Below are 25,214 nucleotides of genomic sequence, written 5' to 3'. Positions count from 1 at the left end.
TCTTGTCCTTAATTGTCAAAGCATTGTGTTCAATGACGAATTCAACGGTAGTCGTATACCTTGTGAACCTTATCTACCCCTTGTGACTGACCAATAGCATGGCAAGTTGCACATTGTTCGGAGCCCGTTGCTTGTGCTGCTGTGTCTGCTCCAAATACCGCGCCGTGATTCAGCATATGGTTCAGAGGCGCATCTCCTGCCACGGAATCCGGGTCAGCATTAGCTAAAGATGACTCTAGGTGACACGCGCCACAGGCGACTAACGCAGGACTAAAGTACTTACCACTTGCCAGAGAAGGGCGCGTATTTTGTTGGCTAGGTAAGTTGTATTGAGCATTGGTATGGCAGGCCTCACAGTTGTTGACTGCGCCAGGGAAAGAAGCTTCACCGCTATGAGCGGAGCCAAAGGTGTGGAATGAGTGCACGTGGTACTTTAGATCAGCCGCCATTCCAGGATAAAACGCAGAACGTTCAGAGTTATGGCAATTTTTACATTGTTGGAAGTCGGTGGCGGCATGTGGATGCTCACCAAGCTTATGGATAGTCAGCTCTTTGTGACAATCGTTACACGATGAAATGTCCGCGCCCACTGGCAGTTTGTGTTGCTTGTTGATACCAGACAAATCAAACGAGCCGGATGCGTTATTGGCGGCAATGACGAAAGGCGATTTGATAAGATCGATGCCTTCAAACGTGACGCATTCGGCGAGCTCGCCATCTCTACGGTTGGCGCAAAGTGGCATGTCGGCGATGTTAACCGTCAACGTAGAGTTGGAGGTTGGCTTGATCACAGCGTCAGTGAAGTCTTTATGACACAAGAATAGGCCTTCTCCTTGAGCCTCACAGCCGTCACCAAGTGCGCCATCATCGGCGACGTTGAGACTGTTGTTTGCGACCATCGGGCCTTGGCCGTTATCCCAGTTCAGCAACAAATTGAGGTGCCCATGTTCATTAATGAAAGGGGTCAGTTCGTTGATGGAGCCAATACCTGAGCCCGCTTTCGACACTCTTAGTTCAACCTCAAACTGGTCATCAATAAATCGCGCGCTTTCAACGTTGATTTCAAGCGAATCACGCGCTTTTGCAAGATTCTCTAAACGCATTACGTGAACCGTTTTAGCACTTCGGCTTGCGTCTTGGCCGATGATTGGATCGCCATTGTCATCTCGGTCATAAGGTCGGTGACAGCCCGAGCAGGAGTTTTGTGGCTCGCCGTTTCTTACCCAAGCCGTACCGACTTGGTTATCATGCGCGCCTCTGTCTCTGTACAAGTGACAGGTCTCACAGGCAACTTGGCTTGGGTGTTCAAACCAATTGTTGGCGTCTGATGCTTTCGCGACATCGGTTGAATGGCAGGTTGTACAGTTGCGGGCATCTTGCGGGAAAGGGTTGCCTTCAATGACTAAACCATTGATGTCGGTAACGAGCACGTCATTCTCGTCGACAGGCTGTTTGTAAGTGTCGGTGTTATTTCTGTCGCTACCTAATTTGAAAACATTACCGTGGTATTGATGAACAACGGCAGCGAGAGGGCGTCTGGCTGGCGCAGCGCCAGGATTACTGTCATTGTGGCAAGCGGTACAAACGGCAATGTTGTTATCAATTGAGCGATAGCCGGGTCCATGATGAAGCGGTTCGCCCATATGACAGTTTTCGCAGGTGCCTGTTTCAATCACATTGCGGGAGACAGCCGTATCTGAACTTTCTTGCGGCACCCATTCAAACACGTAGGTAAAACCATTGCCTTGCTCGCCATACGCCATGACGATTCGGTGGAGTTTATCCGCATCCCAAGCGATAAAACCATTGTTGCTAGAAGAGTCGGCAGTATAAGGATCGGGCACTTTCAAAACGTCAGGAATGGCAAACGTGTAGCGATATCCCCCGTCTGTTTTTACTAGTGTTCCATCCCAAACACTCTCCATGCTGGCACGGTTATTTGCGGTGTTACTTGAGTGATGGAAACTCTTCCAATAGGTATTGCCATGACGCCCATTGAACGCAAAGGCTGGATCGCTCGAATTTTGTGTATCGACACGAGAGGGCATTGCTTTAAGAAGTGCGATGCGAAAATCTTTCGTTTCGTCTAGCTCATGAGATCTGCCACTGCCGTCTTTGACGGTAAAATCGACCACCAGTTTGGTTTCTCCGGTTTCTTGAGTGACCAATGATGGCTCGGAAACACTGACCTCGAAATCACCAAGTGCAGGTGGTGGTGTATTTTGATCGTTTTTGCTGTCTGGACCACATCCGGTGAGCAGTAAAATAAAAAATATTAATGTAGCGATCGACTTTAAACCGTTCATAGTCCCTCTCGATTCGTCCTAAAGTAAGTGGGAATGCGTTGGAATGGTTAAATATTTCAATAAACAATTGATTGAAATATTAATTTTGTATTCAAGCCAAAAGCAAAATATCCATATTTACATCGCTTGAATAAATCGAAATACATGGCTTGTAAGAGTATAGACGCAATATGAAATATTATTAAAATAAACCGCTTTTTCTATGCGTGAATTTTGGGTTTTAAATTATTGTGTTTTTAAATCAATTGTTTGCATTGAGGTTTGTTGTTCTTGAAGAGGTCGGTGCAGAAAAAGTAAGGGTATTGAACTACGCTACTTTAAATGGTTGACGGCTTAATATTTTTATCTTGGATATCGTTGGTTTTAAGTCGCGTTTATAAAATGATTTTCTTATCGTTTATTCGCTGTCTGGTTTTGATTAACAAAGGTAATTACTACGGAGTCAGTCTAATATGCACCAACTAATTAAATTATCTCTAAAATTCTCCTCGGTGTTAGCCATTAGCTCAGTTTTGGCCTCCCACAGTTTAGCGTCACCAAGTGAGCTAATTTCACAACATGAATGTGAAGCTTGTCATGGACCAAACGGTGTTAGCTCAGAAACGAATATTCCGACCATCGCAGGGATTCCCGAGTTCAACTTTTTCGACCAGATGTTGCGTTACCTTGAAGGCAGACCCTCAGCTTCGGTTAATCACGTATACGGAGACACGAGCCAAAAAGGCGACATGGTGACGATAGTCAAATCTTTATCTGAAGCGCAGATTGAAGAGTTAGCAAAACATTATGCTGGGCTTGAGTTTGTGCCTGCTAAGCAGTCTTTTGATCAAGCGTTAGCGATGAAAGGTAAGGCTATCCACGCGAAAAGCTGCGAGAACTGTCATTCGGATGGTGGCAGTAACGCTCTGGATGAAGCTTCGATTTTAGCTGGTCAGCAGAAGGGCTATCTCGCCACTACGTTGCAACAGTTTAAGCAAGGCAAACGCTCCGTTGATAAAAAAATGGATGAGGCGTTCAAAGGACTTAGTTCCGATGATTTAAACGCGCTCATAGAATACTATGCGAGTTACCGCTAGCGCTGCTTTGGGATGAACACCAATGAGTTTATGGCGTAAACCAAACAGAAAATGGATGCTCGGCATACCAATTGGTGGCTTATTGGCGTTTATCCTTGGTGGTGCGGCAATCAGTGTTTTTCACTTTGGTATGGATTACACCAATAGCAACGAGTTTTGTTACAGTTGCCATATTGGGATGGATACGATAGTTGAGGAGTACCAAGCATCCCCACACTTCAAAAATGCTCAGGGTGTGGTTGCCGCTACGTGCAGTGATTGCCATGTCCCTAGGGAGTTTTTTGCTAAAATCGCATTGAAAATAGGCGCTACAGCCGACATCTATCACAAACTGACTGGTGACATTACACTTGAGAACTTCGAGGCGGAGCATCGCCCGAGGTTGGCTGCTGAAGTCACACAGCAGTTTATCGAGAATAAATCAAAACAGTGTCGATATTGCCATTCCGTTGACAAGATGGATTTCGAAGCGCAAGGACGAACCGTTGCGCGTCGACATCAGATGATGGAAAGTCGAGAGCAATCGTGCATTGATTGCCATGCGGGGATTGCTCATCACCTGCCTATTTCTCTAGATTCTCCAGAGACTGTTCCTCCTGAGGAGTAATACTGATACTTTCGGCTTCTTTCGCGATGGCTTTGACCATGCCTTTGAATATGAATAGATGGGCTGGCATCATGGCAAACCAGTAAAGCAGCCCGAGAAATCCCTGTGGGTGCCACCAAGCGGTGATATCCAGTTCTCGTTCATCACCATGGTCTTTGATGGTAATTTCTAAACGTCCAAGCCCTGGGCCTTTCATCCCAAAAAACAGGGAGAGGAACTGATTTTCCTCGCAGCGAATCACTTTCCAAGAGTCTATATAATCGCCGACTTTGAGCTCCGGCCCCGGAGGAGAAACGCGAATCGGTTTCCCACCACCAAAAAAGATGTCGAGCCATTCACGTGTGCGCCACAAAATGTTGGCAAAGTAATAGCCTTTTTCACGACTCCCGATTTTTTGAGCCACTTTCCATAATGCCGCAGCGGAGGCTTGAGTTTTTATGCTCGCACCGGCTTGTTTAGGGTAGTAGCCATACCCCGGTTGCCATCGACGAAGTGCCGCTGGCTCAAAGCCCCAAACATTACTGCGCACAAACGTGCCTTCATCTTGGATGGTGTCGGATACCGCTTGCTCGTAGCTGATCAGCGTTTGCGGAAATCGTGCTTCAATCGCTTTGGAATCGGCGATGTAGTCATGCTCTAACCCCGCGAGTAATGCTTTGCCGATGTTTGCTGGCACAGAGGTGACCAAGCCGAGCCAGTACGATGCCATTTTGGGGGTAAGCAACGGTGTCGACCACAGCCGATAAGGCTTGTTGGTGATTCGGCAAATGATTTTAAATTGCTCGCGGTAGCTGAGTGTATCTGGCCCTCCAACTTCATAAATTTGGCTTTCTTCTGGGGGGGATGCTTCGGCCAACTGCAATAAATAGTGATTGAGGTTGGGTAGGGCGATGGGGTTGGCTTTTGAGTCGACCCATTTAGGCGCAATCAAAATAGGTAAGTTGTAGACAAAATCTCGCATGATCTCGAAAGCGGCGGAGCCAGGACCAATGATGACACCAGCACGTAACTCTGTCACCGGAACACCGGATTGTCGAATGATCTTTCCAGTGGCTTTACGAGCGGCTAAATGGCGCGAGTTTCCAGTTTGTGGTTGGATGGCACTTAAATAAATAACATGTTTGACACGGCTTTGCTCTAATGCGTATTTAAAGTTCAAAGCAAGGTTCAATTCGTATTCAACAAAATCATCACCTTGTGCCATGCCGTGCACCAGAAAGAACACCAAATCAAAGTCATCAACTAATGAAAGTGTACTTTCTGCGTCCGCCAAGTCTAAGTAAGTCAGTGTGAGGTTGGGATGTGGGCTGGTTCTAGATTCCAAATAATCAATATGTCGAGACGTCGCGGTTACGCTGTAACCTTTGTCGAGCAGTTGAGGAAGAAGCTGAGAACCAATGTAACCAGAGGCACCTAATACCAACACCTTTTTCATTATCCGTCCTTTTATTGCTGGTGGAAAAATCACCGCTGGGTATAATCATGAGACACTTTTCCCATTCTATCAATAAGTTGTCGTTGGAGTGCTCGTGACTTTTCTATCTCAACTTTCAACTCACGCAGATAAAGCCTTTTTGCGTCGACTGTTCGCAATAGCACTTCCCATCACGCTGCAAAGCATTATGTTTTCCAGCCGAAGCCTAGTCGATGTATTGATGCTAGGGCAACTTGGTGAAGCCGAAATTGCCGCTGTGGGAGTCGCAGCTCGAGCGACGTTTGTTACCACCATCATGTTAGTTGGGGTGACCACGGGTGGCGCACTGCTTACCGCGCAGTACTGGGGAGCGGGAGACAAAATTGGCGTAAGACAAAGTACGTCGCTGACTTGGATGATTGCGATGGTGTTTGCCGCGCTGGCCGTTTGTTTATTCGTCTTTTTTCCGCAGCCAATCATGGGCTTGACCACGGATTCCCAAGAGGTGATTGAGCTTGGGTCAAGCTACTTGGTAATTTCATCAGCCAGTATGTTCGCAGTGGCGTGTGTTGCCAGTATGGCGGTGGGATTACGTGCTATGCATCAACCAGGGTTGAGTACTTTCTTTAGCGGCATCGGTATTCTCTCTAACGTGTTTTTAAACTGGGTGTTGATTTTCGGTCACCTAGGCTTTCCTGCCCTTGGTATTACCGGTGCAGCAATTGCAACGGTGATCAGTGGAGCCATTGAAGTTGGTTGCTTATTTGGTTATTTGTGGTTGAAAAAACACATTATCGCCTTTGGTTGGGGCGATATTCGTGCCAGCTTAGTGTTGGACAAAATCACTCGTTTTCTTAGCTTATCTTTACCCACGACGTTCAACTTTCTCGCTTGGGCTGGAGGGCTGTTTGCTTACCACGCGATCATGGGACAAGCAGGCGTGCAAGGTTTGGCAGCGTTGTCGGTGATGACACCCGTTGAGTCGATTGCTCTCGCTATGATGATTGGCCTATCGAACGCGGCTGCGGTTTTAGTGGGTAACCAACTCGGCGCGAAAAACTTTGAACCAGTGTATTACCAAGCTTGGGCGACGGTAATCTTGAATGTTCTAATTGCTTTCGGTGTTGCGGTACTTCTATTTTTCACCAATCAGCTCATACTCGATGCGTTCAGTGCATTGAGCGCCGAGACTCGTCATTTGGCAGAGCAGTTCATGGTGATTCTGGCACTTGGAGTCATATTGCGCTCAGTGCCTATGATGGTCATTGTGGGGGTTCTTCGTGCTGGTGGAGATGTGAAATTCTGCCTGTATCAAGATGTGTTTGCTCAATGGATAATCGGTATTCCGCTCGCTGCGTTTGCAGCGATATATTTGGGGTGGGAGCCACAGTGGGTGTATCTACTTTTCTTCACTGAAGAGGTAGTGAAGTGGTGTATCTGTTTGCCTCGAATGAAGAGCAAAAAGTGGATGAAAAACTTAATTGAAAAGTAGCGATATTGAAGTTGGTTGAAGTTTCTAATAAATCTCGTTCATAGTTTGCTTATATTTCGCATTTTGCAGTCGTTTCAAGTTTTTTGCTTGCTATAGCTAGAAAAATTGCTGCAAAAATCTGCTTATAACGTCAACAAAATCTGTTGTAGAAAGTGAATCGAGTTGCATTTGTACTCTCATAGTGTGATCAAGCATTCAAAATACTTCCTACTAACAGGATTTTAGTGTAGATTCTGATCCCAATTTTTAAACACCATTTGAGCGGCAAAATCAATGTTAAAACTGTCAGACCTATGTAAAGGCTATGTAGACGGGGGAGAGTTTCATCCTGTGCTACAAGGGGCAGAATTAACATTACAGCAAGGTGAGCAAGTCGCTCTGATGGGGGAAAGTGGTTCTGGTAAAAGTACGTTGCTAAACGTCATTGCTGGTTTAGATACCGCTGATTCAGGCGAGGTTCAGTTTCCAAATTTTGCGATGCACGATGCTCCAGAACACTTAAGAACGCTCTACCGCCGCAACAATATTGGTAACATTTTCCAACAATTCAACCTCCTTCCTACTTTGAACATCGCCGATAACATCCGTTTTTGCCGTCAACTAAAAGGGTTACCGGAAGATAAAGGTCTCTGGCGTCAAATTCTTTCGGCTCTGGATCTCATGCCTTTATTAGGACGCTATCCAGAAGAAGTGTCGGGTGGCCAGCAACAACGTGCTGCGATTGCGCGCGCGTTGTACATGGAACCCAAAATTCTGCTTGCCGATGAACCAACGGGAAGTTTGGATGAGCGAAATGCGGAAGCGGTAATGCGTTTACTGACCAGTCTTGCACGCCAATTGGACTGTACCTTGTTATTAGTGACGCACAGTGAGAAAGTTGCGGCACACATGGAAGGGAAAATTCGTCTTCAAGGAGGGCAACTGCATGTTATGGCCCGTAGTTAAGGCACTACTCGGTCATTACCGTCGTTACCCACTGCAAATTATTCTCGTCTGGTTAGGCTTAACGCTTGGTGTTTCGCTTCTCGTTGGTGTTACTTCTATCAACCAACATGCGAAGCAGAGTTACGAAACAGGTGAGAAGCTTTTCTCAAACCCACTTCCTTACCGAATTCGTACCAAACATTCTGCAAATAAAATTCCTCAAGGATTTTACATTCAGTTGCGCCGCGCTGGTTTCAATCAATGCGCGCCTTTTGACGTCCTTCATCTGGATGCCAAAACGGACATGAACTTGATGCTCGTTGGCATCGATCCTGTCGCAATGATCCCTCTTCAGCACGGCAAGTCACTTAATGAGATGCCTGTTCTCTCCTTGATGAAGCCGCCGTATCCGATCTTGATCAGTCAAGATTTGGCGTCTTACATGAACTGGCAAGACGGCGACTTTATTGAGTTGAATGACGGCAGCCGTCTTGGCCCTGTTCAAGTGGATCAAAACAAGCTCTTATCAGGTACACGTTTAGTTACCGACATTTCTTTATTAAGAATGTTGAAGCGAAGCTCGGGTCTTTCAGCGATTTCATGTGGCGAGATGCCAGAAGAAAAACTGATCGCATTAAAAAACATACTGCCAAATGGCATGACCTTGGTACGAAACACTCGTACTGAGCTTGAATCTTTGACCAAAGCATTCCACATGAACCTAACTGCGATGGGGATGTTGTCGTTTTTGGTTGGACTGTTCATCTTCTATCAAGCGATGTCATTGTCTTTTATTCAGCGTCAGCGATTAGTCGGCATTTTGCGTCAAACCGGTGTGAATGGAACCCAATTGGCGCAAGCGCTATTACTTGAGCTCTCGATACTCGTTTTGGTCGCTTGGGCTTGCGGTAACTTCTTTGGACTCATGTTGGCGAACGAGTTGATCCCTGCAGTATCTTCCAGTTTGAGCGATCTATATGACGCCAACGTTGGTCTTACTATCGGTTGGTCGTGGCAGTCGAGCTTATACAGTTTGATTATGTCGGCGATGGGCGCTCTGATTTCCTGTTTGTGGCCACTGATTCGATTGTTGAAATCGCAACCAATTCGTTTGTCTTCGCGTTTATCGTTAATGCGCTTTGCAGGAAGAGAGTTTTCTTGGCAAGCATTGGCGGCATGTGCTTTCTGTGTAGCCGCGGTTGCGGTTTACCAAGCACCTAAAACGCAAGAGACGGGTTTTGCCATTATCGCATTGATGTTGGTGAGTGTGGCTCTATTCATGCCATTTTTGATGTGGCACATGTTCCAAAGCTTCTCATACACGTTACGCTGGGTTCGTGTGCGTTGGTTCTTTGCTGATGCGGCGGCAAGTATGAGCTATCGTGGTGTCGCAACGATGGCGTTTATGTTAGCACTCGCTGCGAATATTGGTGTTGAGACCATGGTGGGTAGCTTTAGAGACACCACTGACAAATGGTTAAGCCAACGCTTGGCCGCAGATATCTATATTTATCCAACAAACAACTCGGCTGGGCGAATGAGCGCATGGTTACAAGATCAGCCAGAAGTTGAATCGGTTTGGTGGCGCTGGGAAAAAGATGTTCCTACCGAGCATGGCGCTTTGCAAGTGGTCAGCACAGGCCCTTCTGAAGGGGAGCTAGATTCGTTAACGGTTAAGCTCGGTGTTCCAAACTACTGGTATCAGCTGCATCAAACTAAGAGCTTGATGGTCAGTGAATCTATGGCTCTCAAACTGGATATTCGTCCGGGCGATTACATTGATCTGCAAGCGCCACTGGGTGAAGGTTGGCAAGTCGTGGGTGTGTACTACGATTATGGCAACCCATACAACCAAGTGATGATGTCACATCGAAACTGGCTTTATGCGTTTGCCGGAACGGGCAACGTAGGGTTAGGCGTATTGCTGAAAGACAGCGTGAATGGAGAAGGGTTGAAGAATCGTTTAGAAAATGTCTTCCGATTGCCACAAGACCGCGTATTCGACAACAGCAATATCTACAATCAAGCCATGAGAGTATTTGATCACACGTTCGCCATCGCTGGCACGCTAGGCAACATTACTCTTATCATTGCTGTATTTGGTCTTTTCTTTGCAACCCTAGCAGGAGAACTCTCTCGTCAAAGACACTTCTCGCTGCTGAGATGCATGGGTGTTTCTGGCAAAGAGTTGGTTGCCCTAGGGGGCTTACAACTGTTCGCCTTTGGTGCCATTTCTGCGATTATAGCAGTACCGTTAGGATTGGCCTTGGCCCACCTAATTGTTGATATCATCATTAAACAATCTTTTGGTTGGTCACTCGAACTGCAAACCATTCCTTGGGAATATGCACAAACTATCGCTTGGGCAATGCTCGCGATTATGATCGCCGGGGCGTTACCCGTAATTCGAATGATTAAGAGTACGCCAATGAAGTCGTTGAGGGATGCGTTGTAGTGGAAAAACAAAACTCTAAAAAGCGCGTTTTTGCTTCGATGCTGATCGTTGTCGTTTTTGCCATGTTGACTGGAGCGACGTTGTATTCAACGTTTTGGCTAGAGCCTACTGCTACCCAAGAAAATGAAATCAATTCGGTACTGACGCGAGAAAATAAAACCATTTTTGAGCCCGTTTTACCGGACGAGCATGTCTCATTGCCTTCAGACTTTCGCTTCCATCCTGAATATCAACATGAATGGTGGAACTACTTTGCGAAGCTGCAAGATAAGCAAGGTCGCACTTACAACGTGCAGTGGAGCTATTTTCGCGTCGCCACCGATGAACGAGAAACCAGCGGTTGGCAAAACCCGCAACTGTACATTTCACATGTTGTCGTGGGCCATGGTTCGCATGTGTGGAAAGAACAGCGTGTTGCGCGCGGTGGTATTGGTCAAGCTGGCATGACAAACCGACCATTCCGTTTATGGATAGATAACTGGACTTGGCGCTCATTAGGCTCTACACCATTTCCAGGCAACCTCAATGTTACAACGGACACATTCGGACTCGAACTGAATACCATGACAAGCGGGCCGTTTGTGGTAAATGGAGACAAAGGCTTTCAAGTTAAACATGCACTGCAATCTGTGGCGTCGTTTAGCTTTAGCGCACCGTTTCTTAATGTAAAAGGTACATTGAACTTAAATGGCCGCCTCATCCCCGTAACAGGCTCAGCCTGGACGCAAAAAGAATGGGGCAGTGGCTTAATCGGCCAAGGCCAACAAGGTTGGGATTGGTTTGTCTTTAACTTGGATGATGGACGTGCGTTAACGGTTAGTCGTTACCGTCATCACGGTCAGACGCCTCATATTTTTGGTACGCTATCGACCCGTTCGGGAAAAGTGGTCAATCTATCAGAGAAAGAGGTCTCGATTACGCCAATGCAGGTAACAAGCCTGTCGAATGGCAGACGTTTACCGTTGCAATGGATCATCAATGTACCTGAACACAAAATTAATTTGACGACTCGTATCATAAAATCCGATATGTGGTTGCCATTTGTTATTCCTTACTGGGAAGGCCCAATCTTGGCTTCTGGCTCCAACGAGGCGTGGGGCTTTATGCAGCTCACCGGCTACTAAAATCTATCGAAAGCCACTTAGCAAAGTGGCTTTTTTGTGTCTGAAGCACGTTAGTTCTGTCTAAAAAATCACAGACTTACCGTGAAGTGAGACATCATCTTATGCTACTTTAATAACGATCTTGGTTAATAACTGGATAGATAAGAGGAGGCGAGAAGGCTTACTTCGTCTCAATAGTTTGTTGAAAAATACGATGAGTAATGAAGATAACCTCGGAAAAATCGAAGTTTATACTCTGAACAAGCGATTATTCTAAAATTTTCTGCAGCTATACACTCTTATCATTCTTTGTTAATCGTTTATTAAGATAATAAATATAAGGACGAAACCATGAACGATGTCATCCGTGACTTTTTCAAAATGGAATCCGCAGGTGGTATTCTTCTCGTGATTGCAGCGGCAATTGCGATGACCATTGCAAACTCACCACTGGGCGAAACTTATCAATCTCTACTGCATACTTATGTATTTGGTATGTCTGTTTCTCACTGGATCAACGACGGCCTGATGGCAGTGTTCTTCCTACTTATTGGCCTTGAAGTAAAGCGCGAGCTGCTTGAAGGCGCGCTAAAATCGAAAGAAACTGCCATCTTCCCTGCAATTGCTGCGGTCGGTGGTATGTTGGCTCCGGCACTTATTTACGTTGCTTTTAATGCAAATGACCCTGAAGCGATCTCTGGTTGGGCAATTCCTGCGGCGACAGACATTGCATTTGCTCTGGGTATCATGGCGTTACTTGGTAAGCGCGTACCAGTGAGTCTAAAAGTATTTTTGTTGGCTCTTGCGATCATTGACGACTTAGGTGTTGTAGTCATCATTGCTCTGTTCTACACCGGTGATCTTTCTTCAATGGCATTGCTTGTCGGCTTCGTCATGACAGGTGTACTGTTCATGTTGAACGCGAAAGAAGTCACCAAGCTAACACCGTACATGATTGTGGGTGCGATTCTGTGGTTTGCTGTACTTAAGTCTGGTGTGCACGCAACATTGGCAGGTGTAGTGATCGGTTTCGCGATTCCGCTGAAAGGAAAGCAGGGCGAACACTCTCCACTGAAACACATGGAGCATGCTCTTCACCCTTATGTTGCATTTGGTATTCTTCCTCTGTTTGCATTTGCGAACGCAGGTATCTCGCTAGAAGGCGTATCGATGTCTGGTCTAACTTCAATGCTGCCTCTAGGTATTGCACTAGGTCTATTGATTGGTAAACCTCTAGGCATCTTTAGCTTTAGCTGGGCAGCTGTGAAACTGGGCGTTGCGAAGCTACCAGAGGGTATAAACTTCAAGCATATCTTCGCGGTATCAGTGTTATGTGGTATCGGTTTTACGATGTCGATCTTTATCTCTTCACTGGCGTTCGGTAACGTAAGCCCTGAGTTTGATACATACGCTCGATTAGGTATTTTGATGGGCTCAACTACTGCAGCGGTACTTGGTTACGCTCTACTGCATTTCTCATTACCAAAGAAAGCACAAGACTAACTTCGTATTTAACTGATTTGTAACTCAAAGCCTCCCACTTGGGAGGCTTTTTGTTTTTGAAGAGTGTTAGATAAAGCCTGATCGACAGGCGAAAAAAAGCCCAGCCGAAAAGTTGACTGGGCGGATACAAACATAGGAGTTAATAAGAAAAAAGCAGCAACGTAACAATTAGATTGAAACAAGTTTGACGGCCAGTGAAACTTTAAATGCCCTAGTTGTTACATCTATTCAGACCGAGCTATTTCAGAACAGTTCCATTTTTTTTCAAAAAATTTTGCACTAAATTTATTCGTTTCAAATTCATTCTTTTAAGTGGCTTATCTACTTCGTGGTCCGACCAATGTCTGGAAATGTGATGTTAATCATTTGTTAATCTAAAGTTTCGGGAGTATATTTTCAAACAGTTGTTTAATACGAGTGATTAAAATGGCCCCGAGAAGCACAACAAAAGAAAAAATACTCGATGTCGCAGAAGGACTTTTCGCTGAATATGGTTTCAATGATACGTCGCTAAGAACCATTACAGGCAAAGCAAATGTGAATCTTGCATCGGTGAATTATCACTTTGGTGACAAAAAGACGTTAGTGCGCGCGGTGTTGGACCGATACCTTGAAGCACTGATGCCGAGCATAAAGGCGTCTCTCATTGAGTTGAATACCCGCGAAAGCTACAACATGGACGAAGTGTTTGAATCATTACGTTTACCGCTGCGTACACTTAATGATGTTAGACCAAATGGTACAGCACTATTTATGTTGTTGATTGGTCGAGGTTACACCGATGTACAAGGTCATTTGCGTTGGTTTATCAGCACTCGATACTCAGAAGTATTGAATTTGTTTACTTTCTCTATCATGAAAGCAAACCCAGAGTTGACGGAAGAGTTGTTGTTTTGGCGATTACATTTCACGTTGGGAACGTGTGTATTTACGATGGCCTCAAGTCAAGCTTTGACCGAGCTGGCAGAAAGCAAATTTGAAAAAGAAATCGATGTGAAATCTGTCGTCGATTTACTGATTCCTTACTTGTCCGCTGGTATGTCGGCGAAATAGTCGCTCGATAACGACAAGTAAAAAGTGAAACCAATAATAAGGATTAGCCGCAAGCGGTGACGTGAACAAAAGGATCTGAACTATGAGCTCTCTACGAAGAAAATGGATTAGTGACCCAGCATTTAAAGTGTTTAAGAAAGTTCTTCCTCCGCTGTCGAGTACAGAAAAAGAAGCGATGGAAGCCGGTAGTGTATGGTGGGATGCCGAGTTGTTTTCTGGCAAGCCAAACTTTACGACGCTACACCATTACCCAGCGCCGACGTTAACTGCTGAAGAGCAAGCGTTTATGGATAATGAACTTGAAACGCTCTTAGACATGTTAGACGATCAAAAAATCGTGAAAGAAGATCGTGATTTGCCACCGGAGGTGTGGGAATACTTGCGCAAAGAACGTTTCTTCTCACTGATTATCTCGAAAGAGTACGGTGGCCGTGAGTTTTCTGCATTGGCAAACTCAACGATTGTGTCTCGTATTGCAACGCGCAGTATTAGTGTTGCGGTATCGGTAATGGTTCCTAACTCGTTGGGTCCAGGTGAGCTTCTTTCTCACTACGGCACTCAGGAGCAAAAAGATTACTGGTTACCACGTCTTGCTGATGGTACGGACATTCCTTGTTTTGCTTTGACTGGACCGGAAGCAGGTTCAGATGCGGGCGGCATTCCTGACCAGGGTGTGGTGTGTTACGGCATGCACGATGGCGAAGAGGTGCTTGGTGTTCGAGTTAGCTGGAACAAGCGTTACATCACACTTGCACCTGTTGCGACTGTTCTTGGTCTAGCTTTCAAGCTGCAGGACCCAGACGGTTTACTCGGCGATAAGAAAGACGTAGGCATTACTTGTGCGCTCATTCCTGCTGACCATGACGGCGTTGAAATTGGTGAGCGTCACGATCCACTTGGTTCTGCTTTCATGAATGGTCCGACTCGTGGTGAAGATGTTTTCATTCCAATGGATTGGCTCATCGGTGGCTCAGATTACGCGGGCAAAGGCTGGCGTATGTTGGTTGAGTGTTTGTCTGCTGGCCGCGGTATTTCACTGCCAGCACTTGGTACTGCAATCGGCCACCTGACAACCAGAACCACTGGCGCTTATGCATACGTACGTAAGCAGTTTGGTATGTCTATCGGTAAGTTCGAAGGGGTAGCAGAAGCGATGGGCCGTATTGGCGGTCTGACTTATCTTTTGGAAGCAACGCGTACGTTGACGACTACCTCTCTCGATATGAAAGAGAAACCTGGCATTGTTACGGCTATTGCCAAATACCACATGACTGAAATTGCACGTACGATTTTGAACGACTCGTTCGATATTCACGCAGGTCGTGCGATTCAAGATGGTCCAATGAACTATCTTGCGAAACACTACTTGGGTATTCCTGTTGCGATTACAGTTGAAGGTGCAAATATCCTAACGCGTAACTTGATGATCTTTGGTCAAGGTGCGACACGTTGTCATCCATATGTGCTTAAAGAGATGGAAGCGGCGGCGAATCCAGACTCAGAGCAGGGTGCGAAAGAGTTCGATTCTCTATTGTTCAAACATATTGGTCATGCGATGGGGAATACGTTTGGTGCGCTAGGTGCAGCACTAACAGGCTCGCGCTTTGTGAAAGCGAATATGAGTGGTCCAACTCAGCGCTATTATAAAGACATCACCCGCCTGAGCCGAGCGTTAGCAGTAAGCGCCGATTTTGCCATGTTGACGTTAGGTGGTGACTTGAAGCGTAAAGAGATGATTTCTGCACGTTTGGGTGATGGTTTGAGCTACCTGTACATGGCATCCGCGACGCTGAAAAAATACGAAGATGAAGGGCGTCAGCAAGGCGATTTAAACTTCGTGCATTACGCTGTCCAATACTGTTTGCACAACGCGGCTAAATCGCTGAATGAAGCGTACGCAAACTTCCCAGTGAAATATGTTGGTGGCGTGTTGAAAGGCTTGCTATTTCCACTAGGGAATCACTTCGACAAACCAAGTGATGAGTTAAGTGTCAGCATTGCTGAAGCCATGATGACCCCAGGCGTGCAGCGTGACCGTTTAACCCACTTGTGTTACATCGGCAAATCCGAAAATGATAGCGTAGGTTTGATGGAAAATGCCTTCCTAGCCATGTATGACGTCAAACCATTGGAGCGTAAGCTAATGAAAGCAGCGAAAGATGGCAAAGTGGCTCGTAAAGGTCTTCTGCAAGATCGCTTACAGCAAGCACTTGACGCTGGTGTGTTGACAGAGCAAGAGGTTGAAAAGATCACTGCTGCTGACCAACTTCGTTACAAAGCTATTCAAGTAGACCACTTCAGTCATGATTTCTCTGAAGTTCGTACTGATAGCCCGAAAAAATCACACTTGAATCCAGCAGCCTAATGAGTGAACCTTGGTAATGAAAAGCACCTCCTAGAGGTGCTTTTTTGTGTCTTTTATTCATGACAAGGAGAGATAGTGCTCCAACCACTTGCATTTTCGAAGCATTTTTACAGAAATTAGATGCGAACTTCGAGCGAAACTTTTATCCTAACAAGGTTTTTTAAAGGAAGTTGAATATGATCATCAAACCTAGAATTCGTGGATTTATCTGTACTACAACGCACCCAGTTGGTTGTGAAGCTAACGTAAAAGAACAAATTGCTTACACAAAAGCGCAAGGCCCAATCAAAAACGCGCCTAAACGCGTTCTTGTCGTTGGTGCTTCAAGTGGCTACGGTCTATCTTCTCGTATCGCTGCGGCATTTGGTGGCGGCGCATCAACTATCGGTGTGTTCTTCGAAAAAGAAGGCACAGAGAAGAAACCTGGTACGGCAGGCTTCTACAATGCGGCAGCTTTTGAAAAGCTTGCTCGTGAAGAAGGCCTATACGCGAAAAGCCTAAACGGCGATGCTTTCTCAAACGAAGCGAAACAGAAAACCATTGATCTGATCAAAGAAGACCTAGGTCAGGTTGATATGGTGGTTTACTCACTGGCTTCACCAGTGCGTAAAATGCCAGAAACAGGTGAGCTTATTCGTTCAGCTCTTAAACCTATCGGTGAGACTTACACATCGACAGCGGTTGATACCAACAAAGACGTAATCATTGAAGCAAGCGTTGAGCCTGCGACAGAAGAAGAAATCAAAGACACAGTAACCGTAATGGGCGGTGAAGACTGGGAACTTTGGATCAATGCACTTTCTGACGCTGGTGTATTAGCGGAAGGTTGTAAGACAGTCGCTTACAGCTACATCGGTACTGAACTAACGTGGCCAATCTACTGGGATGGCGCGCTAGGTAAAGCTAAAATGGACCTAGACCGTGCGGCAAAAGCACTAAACGAGAAACTGGGTGCAACTGGCGGCAGCGCAAATGTTGCTGTACTTAAGTCAGTTGTTACTCAAGCAAGCTCTGCAATTCCGGTTATGCCTCTTTACATCGCAATGGTATTCAAGAAGATGCGTGAAGAAGGTGTACACGAAGGTTGTATGGAGCAAATCTACCGCATGTTCAGCCAACGTCTTTACAAAGAAGATGGCAGCGCAGCAGAAGTGGATGATATGAATCGTCTACGTCTGGATGACTGGGAACTGCGTGAAGATATCCAACAACACTGTCGTGAGCTATGGCCACAAATTACAACTGAAAACCTAAAAGAGCTAACTGACTACGTTGAGTACAAAGAAGAGTTCTTGAAGCTATTCGGTTTTGGTGTCGAAGGTGTTGATTACGAGGCGGATGTAAACCCAGCTGTAGAAACAGACTTCATTCAAATCTAATTGATTGGAAAGATATGCAAAAGGCGCTCATTGAGCGCCTTTTTTGTACTTGATGATTGGGCCGTTTCATCAAACTCAAACCGGTTAACTCAGAATTATCAAAATCGTACCAGCTAGCGTCATTAGGATGTTGGCGATCGCATAAGTACCCGCATAACCAAGAGCAGGGATAGTCGATTTCGCGTATTCGTTTACGACATCCATCGCTGGTGCACAAGTACGTGCGCCAATGATCGCCCCGAATAGCAATGCGCGGTTCATCTTCAAAATGTATGCGCCAACAAGGTAAGCAAGCACAACAGGCACGACACTAACAATAAACGCAAGGCCGATCACCTGTGGGCCAACTTGAGTCAAGTGCTCGAACATCTTGCCACCAGCACTCAAACCGATACCAACCATAAAGAACATTAAACCAAGGTCTTTGACCATGTTTAACGCGCCTTGCGGTACGTAGCCGAAAGTAGGGTGGTTGGCTCTAAGGAAGCCTAGTGTAATACCTGACAGCAAAAGGCCTACTGCATTACCTAAGCTAAACGATACTTGACCAAATGTCATGGTCACTAGGCCAAACATAATGCCAAGAATAAAGAAGCTACAGAACGCCAATAAGTCGGCCATTTGGCTGTGGATCGAGATAAAACCGATTTTCTCAGCAAGGCCATGTACACGACTCTTCTCACCACTCACCTGAAGCACATCACCTTTGGCAAGAACAATGTCTAAATCCATTGGCATTTCGATTTGTGCACGAACCACACGGTTTAGGAAACAACCGAACTCAGACAGGTTCAAATCAGATAGACGTTTGCCGGCAATCGCGTCGCTCTTAACGACAATCTCTTCTTCCACAATACGCAGATCGAGAAGGTTACGGTCGAACACTTCTTTACCGTTGCGGAAGCTTGGGTCCAAACGAGCGTGGCTGTCAGGGAAGCCTACCAGTGCTATTTCATCGCCTTCTTGCAAAATCGCATCACCATCAGGGTGGGCGAGAATACCATTACGGCGAATACGCTCAATGTAACAACCCGTTTGGCGGTAAATACCAAGTTCACGTAAGTTTTTGCCGTCTGTCCAATCGATAAGCTCCGGGCCAACTCGATATGCGCGAATAATAGGTAGATAAACTTTGCGCTGGCTTGAGTTACCAAGGCCACGCTCTTGAGCGATTTGTTGAGCAGAGTCTGAAAGGTTCTGCTTTTGTAACTTTGGTAGCAACTTAGCGAACATGATCATGCTGATCAGACCAATCAGATAAGCCATCGCGTAACCTACGGATAGATTTTCTAATACCAAAGAAAAATCCATATTGCGCGGTATTGTTGCAAGACCTGAGTTCAAAGCATCTTGAGCACCAACTAGAACAGGTGTCGCCGTCAATGCTCCTGCCATCATACCGGCAGAAAGACCGAAATCGAGGCCAAAGTAGTGGCTTAAACCGTAAGTTAAGCTCACTGCAGCGACAAGCACGGTCATACTGAGGATGAAGTAGTGTTTACCATCCCTGAAGAAGATGCCAAAAAAGTTAGGTCCAGCTTCTATGCCAACGCAATAGATAAAGAGCATAAAGCCGATGGTTAGCGCTTCTGCGTTGAAGGAAAAGCCTAAATGACCCATGATCAGCGAGGTAATTAGAACACCTATAGAGTTGCCTAACTGTAGGTTTCCAAAGCGAATTTTTCCGATGGCAAGGCCAATGGCTAATACGACGAAGATTAGAAGAATGGGGTTTTGATCGAGAAGTTGTACGACGTCTATGTTCACTGTGTGGCTCGGTAAAGTGTGTGCCAAAAAAGGTTTAGAACTGCGAATTGTAACTAAATATAGCAAAAAGATAAGTGAATTTTTTTAGGTTTTGCTATTAGTTGACTTAGGGAAGTAACAAGCTGAAAAATAATAAAAAAGCCGCATGATGCGGCTTTTAAAAAATCTAATGCTTATTACTCGTCGAATAGACCTAGGTGCTCTTTCGCGTAAGCTTCGAAATCGTCACAACCACCGATGTGTTCTTGGTCGATGAAGATTTGAGGAACAGTTTCAACTGGTTTGCCAACTGTCTTCTCAAGGTCTGCTTTAGAAATGCCTTCAGCTTGGATATCAACGTAACGGTAGTTAAAGTCATCACGTTTAGCTTTTAGTGTTTCTGCGTGTTCTTTAGCGCGAACACAGTAAGGACATGCAGGACGACCAAAAATAACAACGAACATATTCTTATTTCTCCTAAATCTATTCTTTTTTGAAAGCGTACAAACATAGAGGCTTGGTGCGCTCTCTTTTGTTGAAGTAACTATGCCTTATCCAGATACGGAAATAAAGCAGCAATTACCTCTTGTATCTATAGGCGAAATCTATCGGATAAAAACTAAACGAGCTTTAAACCAAAAGACGTAAATAACAGCTTACTCGGACAAAAATAAACCTTAAAAATGACATGGTAACTATGTGAAGTGACGCATAAAAACATACTTTTTGAAGGGTTATTAATGGCAAGGTGGATTGGGTCAACTTTTTTTAACGCAAACCATAGCAATCTATTAAAAGTTGTCGTTTTGGGGAGGAAGTGTATGTTTCAGTTTATGACTGCAACACGGATTATTTTCGGTGAAGGAGCGCTCCAATCTTCACTATCAGTTATCAATCAATTTGGGTATAGCGTCTTGCTCGTGACGGGAAAAGAGACTCAGCGCGCCACACCCATCATCAATTATCTCAAAGCTCAAAATATGCGTTATCAGCACGTCGCCATCAATGGGGAGCCCAACATTACGATGGTGGAAGAGACGGCGGTGCTCGGGCGAAAATTTCAACCTGATATGGTCATCGCGATCGGCGGTGGTAGCGTCATCGACATGGGCAAGGCATTGGCCGCAATCATCCCCAATCAGGGTAATGTCTACGATTATGTGGAAGTAGTTGGAAGAAACGTTCCTCTCAAAGCAAAACCGATTCACTTCATCGCGATTCCCACAACTGCGAGTACTGGCTCAGAAGTGACTAGAAATGCCGTTCTTAAGTCTGGGCAGGACAAAGTAAAAGTAAGTTTAAGAAGTCCGGACATGTTGGCTGACGTTGCGATTGTCGACCCAACATTGACTTATGGGACTGATCAATACACATCTGGACGAGGCGCTATGGATGCATTTACGCATCTGATGGAAGCTTATGTATGCGGCGAGCCGAATCCTCTCACTGACATGGTATGCGAAGAAGGGCTTCGTCGATTGAGTCGATCAGTGATTGCAGGCTGCAAGCAGGATAATCATAAGGCTCGTTCGGATTTATCTTTTGCGGCTTTGCTTGGAGGGATGGCGATCACTAACGCTAAATTGGGCGCTGCTCATGGGTTAGCCTCTGCACTTGGTGGGAAACTTGATGCTCCGCACAGTGTGATAACTGCACGTTTAGCACCTCATGTGATGCAAGAAAACATCAATGCAGCAAAGCAAGCGGGCAGAAATGATGTGATCAATCGTTATCGAAAACTGGCTCAACTTGTCACGGACAGAGCGAATGCGAATGAACATGACGGCGTGCTTTGGGTCAAGATGGTGTTAGATAAGCTAGAATTGCCATTGCTTGGTAAGTTTGGTGTTTGCCAAACTTCGTTTGAACAGGTAGCAAACGATGCGCTTAAGTCTGTTGCGATTAAAGGTAACCCTTTACCTCTTAATCAGGAGCGTTTGGTGTTCATACTAAAACAGGTGTGCGATTGCAGTGGAGATTGCGTTGCAGAAAGCACGCCGCACATGAGTTCAGTAGAGGTATTGGAATCGAGAAGCGATTTATCAAGTGTGAATGAGTAAATACAAGTAAAGTCGTTGCGAGAAAAAATAAAAAGGGGAGCGAATTGGCTCCCCTTAATCAATGCTTAGTACTGACTTAGCTTGTCATAACGACTGTCTTTTAAGGCATCTTTCACGCGTTTTAGATTTTCGCGGAAACCTGTACCACGGCGAAGTGTAAAGCCTGTGGCTAATACGTCGATAACGGTCATTTGAACGACACGGCTTGCCATTGGCATGTATACGTCCGTATCTTCAGGAATATCTAAAGTGATAGCCAGTGAACTTGCTTTCTCTAATGGAGAGTCTTTCGCAGTGATAGCGATGACAGTTGCACCGTTCTCACGAGCCAGATTCGCAATTTCAACTTGGCTTTTCGTGCGACCAGTATGAGAAATGAGAACAATCACGTCGTTGTCGCTGCAGTTAATACAGCTCATGCGTTGCATGACAATATCTTCAAAACAAGTAATTGGGATATTAAAACGGATGAACTTGTTTTGAGCATCGCGAGCAACAGATGAAGACGCACCAAGACCAAAGAAAGAAATACGTTTTGCTTGAGTCAGCAAGTCAACCGCACGGTTTACTTGCATCGGGTCTAGGCTATTTTTAGCAACATCCAAACATGCCATTGTCGATTCGAAAATCTTATGCGTGTATGCATCTGGGCCGTCATCTTCTTCCACATTACGGTTTACATATGGCGTACCGTTAGCAAGGCTCTGAGCCAAGTGAAGTTTAAAATCCGGGAAACCTTTGGTATCCAGGCGGCGACAGAAGCGGTTTACAGTGGGCTCACTCACGTCAGCCATTTTTGCTAACGTTGCAATGCTAGAATGAATCGCAGTTTGTGGAGACGCCATAATTACTTCTGCAACTTTGCGCTCTGACTTACTGAAATTCTCCAGATTTTTTTGAATTTTTTCTAATGTATTCATAGTGTTCACGAGGGTATAGAGAACAACTCGCTGGCTCTGTTAACGGGTGGAAACACATCGGTTTCTAAGTTAGAGAGGGGCGTTAACGAAAACTACCAGCGCCATAGTTTCAGTATAAACCTGATCTTCAATCTGGCTAAACCAAATACGGTTACTATTTAGTGAGAATTTGACAGGCCTCAAACAAAATGTTGTAAAAACTACAGAATTGAATGTGGAATCGTAGTTTTGTTGCGCCAGTCGCACGAGAATGATGTTTGAGTTACATCAAAAAGAAAGAAATTTTCAAGTTGATGTAACTCATTCTTAGGCTTACGCGCCTAAAATATCTGAGGCCATTTCTTCGATTTTTGCTGTCAAACTTGGTGCTTGTTTGGCGATTTCGCGTTGTTCGTCCAGTACTGAGCTCAAGATATCCCTGGTCGTCAATGGGTTGGCTAGTACCACTCGGAATACGATGGTGTTCATTCTTTGCCATTGGTCAGGGTTCAGTCTTGTACGAGAAACAAACGATTTGCCCGTTTCACGTTGACGCTTCTGGATAAACTGCGTGAGCTGGTTGATGAGCTCGTTTAGTTTTTCCTTTTGAGTACCTTCCGCTTTATCTAGCGCTTCACGAATCAATGGCGGTAGATAGCGGTAGGTCAGTAGGCAAAGCTCCGGTTCAGAAACGAGTTCGAAGTCATCTTGCTGTTTGATGAGGTCAGCAAAGTAGCGCGCTTTCTCGATACTTTGATCGATCAATAGTTCGTAGCCTGGGCGACTAATAATGTGCATCGCCGCATACACTAACATGGCCATGCCTGAGCGAGAGCCTTCTAGTGTATGACTACCTAAATCTTTTGAACCTTTACGTAAGATGTATTGCGCATGGTGTTCAATGGACTTCATCGCGTCTGGGTCTTTGAACAACACCATGCCTGCACCCATAGGGATGTACAGTTGTTTGTGCGCGTCGATAGTCACTGAGTCAGCCAGTTCAACACCTTCGAGAAGGTGACGGTAATGATTAGACATCAACGTTGCACCACCCCAAGCGGCATCTACATGGAAGTGACAATTGTGCTCTTGGCACACTTGAGCGATCTGCGACAGAGGATCGACGTTCCCCGTTTCTGTTGTGCCAGCGACACCGATAACCGCAATTGGTTTGATGTTTTGTTCTTTAAGCTCGGCAATTTTTGCTTTTAGGTCGTCAACAACAATACGGTTGTTTGCATCGGTTTTCACCGCGACTAAACCCTCTTGACCTAAGCCAAGTACGTCTGCTGCTTTTTTAAGTGAATAGTGACCACGTTCTGAAACCAGAACTGCAAGGCCTTCGTAGCCATAGTGCTTCATGGCTTTGAATAGACCTTCTTTTTCTACCCCTTTGAAATCACCATCTGCTTTCAACGCTTTATTGCGTGCAACCCAAAGCGCCGTAATGTTCGCGATTGTGCCACCAGAGCAAAACGCACCAAGTGAATGGTTCGCGCTGTGCATCCATTTACGATAAAACTTGTCGTTTTGACCGTAAATTAAGCGGTGTAACATCCCTAAAACTTGACGTTCAAGAGGTGTAAATGCTTTTGATGTTTCGATCTTAACCAAGTTTTGGTTTAGCGCGATCATGATCTTGGATAAAGGCATCAAGAAGTAGGGTAGCGCCGAGGTCATGTGACCGATAAAACTTGGGGCTGAAGTGTGAACCGAGTGCGACACTAACGTGTCTAGCAGGTGCTCGGTGTGATCTGACACGAATTCAGGTTGCTCAGGAATCTGAGCAGAAGAAAAGTCTTTCTCGATTTCACGTAAAGGCTTTTCTTCTGCCACGATGTGTTCACGAAGAAATTGGTTCAAGTTTCGGGAGAGACTTTCGTCAATTTTTGTCAACGTAGAATCAGGACCTTCAGGTACGGTGAAGATCTTTAGCAAGCTCTCAAAGCTAACGTCAGCGGTTTTTTGTTCCTTAACCATGGCAAAGAATCATTTGTAGTTATTTTGGTAATGCGAGCGGCACAATCTAAACTAAAACGGGCGCAAAGTCCCGTTTTAATTATTGAAACCCATGTTACTGAAATGAAAGCGTGGTCATATCTAATCGCTCTAAACCGGAGGTTTTAGAGTCAGTTAGCGATTAGTCACACTTTTGTTTTTCAAGCTTCTCAATCGATTGGTTGTACTTGTTGAGTGCCGAGTCAATTTGTTGAGGGTGACTTAACAGATCAGCAAACGCTGAGCGAAGTTCGTAGTTTTTCGGATGATTGGTTGATTGACGATCGCTAAATGTTTTCTTAGCGGCTTCGCCTAAATCATCACTACGACTTGCAAGCTGTTTGACATCGTGTTGCTCTAACTTTAACCAAGCTTCGATAGGTTGTTCTGTTGCTACGCGGCTTGGATCATTTTTAAGAAAGTAATGAACAGCTTCACGATTAAGTTCAAAGTGGTGTTTGCGACCATCTAAGAACCACTGACTGACTTCTTTTAAGTCAGGATATTGGGAGACCGTTAAATCAACAAGATCTTGATACCATTGTAGTGAAGCATCGACATAGCCATCGTACTTGTTAGCAAGACACTGTTGATCTGCGGCAAACGTAAAAGTTGAGCTTGTAGCGAGGAGCGCTGCAACGACAAAGCGTTTCATTCTTCTTCCTTCTGGTTGTTATCCCTTCATTAACGTTAAAGCGCATCGAATGATGTTGCTCTTATCAATTGGATTTGTTGTATAAATCGTTGGGCTAAATAACAAAATTCAAATTAATAAGTTGTCAGCGTACTGACCACTTTAACGTTAACTGGCTATTTAAATTTTTGCCGTATTGT

Annotated in this window: 18 protein-coding genes; 11 read left to right on the top strand and 7 right to left on the bottom strand. The window is 45.3% G+C overall.

Annotated elements, in window-relative coordinates; all coding sequences use genetic code 11:
- Window positions 1–41: 41 nt before the first annotated feature.
- Window positions 42–2,306 carry an OmcA/MtrC family decaheme c-type cytochrome gene (locus ACF8EG_RS21245; RefSeq protein WP_069505057.1) on the bottom strand — a complete coding sequence of 755 codons (2,265 nt, stop codon included), beginning with the start codon at window positions 2,304–2,306 and terminating at the stop codon, window positions 42–44.
- Between the two features lie 452 nt (window positions 2,307–2,758).
- Here ACF8EG_RS21245 and ACF8EG_RS21240 point away from each other — a divergent pair, with 452 nt between their 5' ends.
- The gene (locus tag ACF8EG_RS21240; protein ID WP_050549506.1) at window positions 2,759–3,382 is read left to right on the top strand and encodes a c-type cytochrome; all 624 of its coding nucleotides are present in this window, start codon (window positions 2,759–2,761) and stop codon (window positions 3,380–3,382) included.
- Between the two features lie 22 nt (window positions 3,383–3,404).
- Complete coding sequence (locus ACF8EG_RS21235) at window positions 3,405–3,989, top strand: NapC/NirT family cytochrome c (protein ID WP_020840431.1); 585 nt, start codon at window positions 3,405–3,407, stop codon at window positions 3,987–3,989.
- On the opposite strand, the gene ACF8EG_RS21230 is transcribed toward ACF8EG_RS21235, so the two are convergent.
- On the bottom strand, window positions 3,946–5,424 hold the full coding sequence (locus tag ACF8EG_RS21230) for a DUF2867 domain-containing protein (RefSeq protein WP_031817877.1): 1,479 nt from the start codon (window positions 5,422–5,424) through the stop codon (window positions 3,946–3,948). The genes ACF8EG_RS21235 and ACF8EG_RS21230 overlap by 44 nt on opposite strands.
- 94 nt (window positions 5,425–5,518) lie before the next feature.
- Here ACF8EG_RS21230 and ACF8EG_RS21225 point away from each other — a divergent pair, with 94 nt between their 5' ends.
- The 8 genes from ACF8EG_RS21225 to fabV all read left to right on the top strand — a co-directional run bounded on the left by ACF8EG_RS21225 (window position 5,519) and on the right by fabV (window position 17,677).
- Window positions 5,519–6,895 (top strand): MATE family efflux transporter, encoded by a 1,377-nt coding sequence (locus tag ACF8EG_RS21225; RefSeq protein ID WP_069490510.1) that lies wholly within the window; start codon window positions 5,519–5,521, stop codon window positions 6,893–6,895.
- Between the two features lie 273 nt (window positions 6,896–7,168).
- Window positions 7,169–7,840, top strand: coding sequence for an ABC transporter ATP-binding protein (locus ACF8EG_RS21220; RefSeq protein ID WP_005462397.1), 672 nt, complete (start codon window positions 7,169–7,171; stop codon window positions 7,838–7,840).
- Window positions 7,821–10,274 carry an ABC transporter permease gene (locus ACF8EG_RS21215; protein WP_005462410.1) on the top strand — a complete coding sequence of 818 codons (2,454 nt, stop codon included), beginning with the start codon at window positions 7,821–7,823 and terminating at the stop codon, window positions 10,272–10,274. The genes ACF8EG_RS21220 and ACF8EG_RS21215 overlap by 20 nt, the downstream gene beginning before the upstream one ends.
- Window positions 10,275–10,312: 38 nt before the next feature.
- Entirely contained in the window at window positions 10,313–11,398 is a 1,086-nt protein-coding gene (locus ACF8EG_RS21210) for a lipocalin-like domain-containing protein (RefSeq protein ID WP_049877944.1), read from the top strand.
- A 330-nt stretch (window positions 11,399–11,728) separates the two neighbouring features.
- Window positions 11,729–12,880: a Na+/H+ antiporter NhaA gene (gene nhaA / locus ACF8EG_RS21205; RefSeq protein ID WP_005462393.1), complete on the top strand. Its 1,152-nt coding sequence runs from the start codon at window positions 11,729–11,731 to the stop codon at window positions 12,878–12,880.
- Window positions 12,881–13,306: 426 nt separating this feature from the next.
- The gene (locus ACF8EG_RS21200) at window positions 13,307–13,933 is read left to right on the top strand and encodes a TetR/AcrR family transcriptional regulator (RefSeq protein ID WP_005462382.1); all 627 of its coding nucleotides are present in this window, start codon (window positions 13,307–13,309) and stop codon (window positions 13,931–13,933) included.
- A gap of 82 nt (window positions 13,934–14,015) precedes the next feature.
- Window positions 14,016–16,298: an acyl-CoA dehydrogenase gene (locus ACF8EG_RS21195; RefSeq protein ID WP_005495596.1), complete on the top strand. Its 2,283-nt coding sequence runs from the start codon at window positions 14,016–14,018 to the stop codon at window positions 16,296–16,298.
- A gap of 176 nt (window positions 16,299–16,474) precedes the next feature.
- Window positions 16,475–17,677 (top strand): enoyl-ACP reductase FabV, encoded by a 1,203-nt coding sequence (fabV, locus tag ACF8EG_RS21190; protein ID WP_005462412.1) that lies wholly within the window; start codon window positions 16,475–16,477, stop codon window positions 17,675–17,677.
- Window positions 17,678–17,761: 84 nt separating this feature from the next.
- Here the strand turns inward: fabV and ACF8EG_RS21185 are convergent, their stop codons facing one another.
- Entirely contained in the window at window positions 17,762–19,444 is a 1,683-nt protein-coding gene (locus ACF8EG_RS21185) for an aspartate:alanine antiporter (RefSeq protein WP_020840438.1), read from the bottom strand.
- Between the two features lie 176 nt (window positions 19,445–19,620).
- Window positions 19,621–19,887: a GrxA family glutaredoxin gene (locus ACF8EG_RS21180; RefSeq protein ID WP_005459605.1), complete on the bottom strand. Its 267-nt coding sequence runs from the start codon at window positions 19,885–19,887 to the stop codon at window positions 19,621–19,623.
- Between the two features lie 357 nt (window positions 19,888–20,244).
- On the opposite strand from ACF8EG_RS21180, the gene ACF8EG_RS21175 reads away from it, so the two are divergent.
- Window positions 20,245–21,483, top strand: coding sequence for an iron-containing alcohol dehydrogenase (locus ACF8EG_RS21175; protein WP_024699881.1), 1,239 nt, complete (start codon window positions 20,245–20,247; stop codon window positions 21,481–21,483).
- Between the two features lie 65 nt (window positions 21,484–21,548).
- On the opposite strand, the gene ACF8EG_RS21170 is transcribed toward ACF8EG_RS21175, so the two are convergent.
- The 3 genes from ACF8EG_RS21170 to ACF8EG_RS21160 all read right to left on the bottom strand — a co-directional run bounded on the left by ACF8EG_RS21170 (window position 21,549) and on the right by ACF8EG_RS21160 (window position 25,035).
- A complete protein-coding gene (locus ACF8EG_RS21170; protein ID WP_005483567.1) occupies window positions 21,549–22,403 on the bottom strand; it encodes a MurR/RpiR family transcriptional regulator in 855 nt (284 codons plus the stop codon).
- 312 nt (window positions 22,404–22,715) lie between these two features.
- Window positions 22,716–24,362, bottom strand: coding sequence for a pyridoxal-dependent aspartate 1-decarboxylase PanP (gene panP / locus ACF8EG_RS21165; protein WP_015296574.1), 1,647 nt, complete (start codon window positions 24,360–24,362; stop codon window positions 22,716–22,718).
- Between the two features lie 160 nt (window positions 24,363–24,522).
- Window positions 24,523–25,035, bottom strand: a complete 513-nt coding sequence (locus tag ACF8EG_RS21160) for a hypothetical protein (RefSeq protein ID WP_005485575.1) — start codon at window positions 25,033–25,035, stop codon at window positions 24,523–24,525.
- Window positions 25,036–25,214: the final 179 nt, after the last annotated feature.

This window comes from Vibrio sp. YQ_11 (assembly GCF_043103065.1).
Lineage (GTDB): Bacteria > Pseudomonadota > Gammaproteobacteria > Enterobacterales > Vibrionaceae > Vibrio > Vibrio parahaemolyticus.
This window is presented reverse-complemented; position numbering and strand designations above follow the sequence as displayed.

Bases quoted from the DNA above. Each gene is read 5' to 3' on its own strand.
- ACF8EG_RS21245 (WP_069505057.1), bottom strand. From the start codon at position 2,306: ATGAACGGTTTAAAGTCGATCGCTACATTAATATTTTTTATTTTACTG.
- ACF8EG_RS21240 (WP_050549506.1), top strand. From the start codon at position 2,759: ATGCACCAACTAATTAAATTATCTCTAAAATTCTCCTCGGTGTTAGCC.
- ACF8EG_RS21235 (WP_020840431.1), top strand. From the start codon at position 3,405: ATGAGTTTATGGCGTAAACCAAACAGAAAATGGATGCTCGGCATACCA.
- ACF8EG_RS21230 (WP_031817877.1), bottom strand. From the start codon at position 5,424: ATGAAAAAGGTGTTGGTATTAGGTGCCTCTGGTTACATTGGTTCTCAG.
- ACF8EG_RS21220 (WP_005462397.1), top strand. From the start codon at position 7,169: ATGTTAAAACTGTCAGACCTATGTAAAGGCTATGTAGACGGGGGAGAG.
- ACF8EG_RS21215 (WP_005462410.1), top strand. From the start codon at position 7,821: ATGTTATGGCCCGTAGTTAAGGCACTACTCGGTCATTACCGTCGTTAC.
- ACF8EG_RS21210 (WP_049877944.1), top strand. From the start codon at position 10,313: ATGCTGATCGTTGTCGTTTTTGCCATGTTGACTGGAGCGACGTTGTAT.
- nhaA (WP_005462393.1), top strand. From the start codon at position 11,729: ATGAACGATGTCATCCGTGACTTTTTCAAAATGGAATCCGCAGGTGGT.
- ACF8EG_RS21200 (WP_005462382.1), top strand. From the start codon at position 13,307: ATGGCCCCGAGAAGCACAACAAAAGAAAAAATACTCGATGTCGCAGAA.
- ACF8EG_RS21195 (WP_005495596.1), top strand. From the start codon at position 14,016: ATGAGCTCTCTACGAAGAAAATGGATTAGTGACCCAGCATTTAAAGTG.
- fabV (WP_005462412.1), top strand. From the start codon at position 16,475: ATGATCATCAAACCTAGAATTCGTGGATTTATCTGTACTACAACGCAC.
- ACF8EG_RS21180 (WP_005459605.1), bottom strand. From the start codon at position 19,887: ATGTTCGTTGTTATTTTTGGTCGTCCTGCATGTCCTTACTGTGTTCGC.
- ACF8EG_RS21175 (WP_024699881.1), top strand. From the start codon at position 20,245: ATGTTTCAGTTTATGACTGCAACACGGATTATTTTCGGTGAAGGAGCG.
- ACF8EG_RS21170 (WP_005483567.1), bottom strand. From the start codon at position 22,403: ATGAATACATTAGAAAAAATTCAAAAAAATCTGGAGAATTTCAGTAAG.
- panP (WP_015296574.1), bottom strand. From the start codon at position 24,362: ATGGTTAAGGAACAAAAAACCGCTGACGTTAGCTTTGAGAGCTTGCTA.
- ACF8EG_RS21160 (WP_005485575.1), bottom strand. From the start codon at position 25,035: ATGAAACGCTTTGTCGTTGCAGCGCTCCTCGCTACAAGCTCAACTTTT.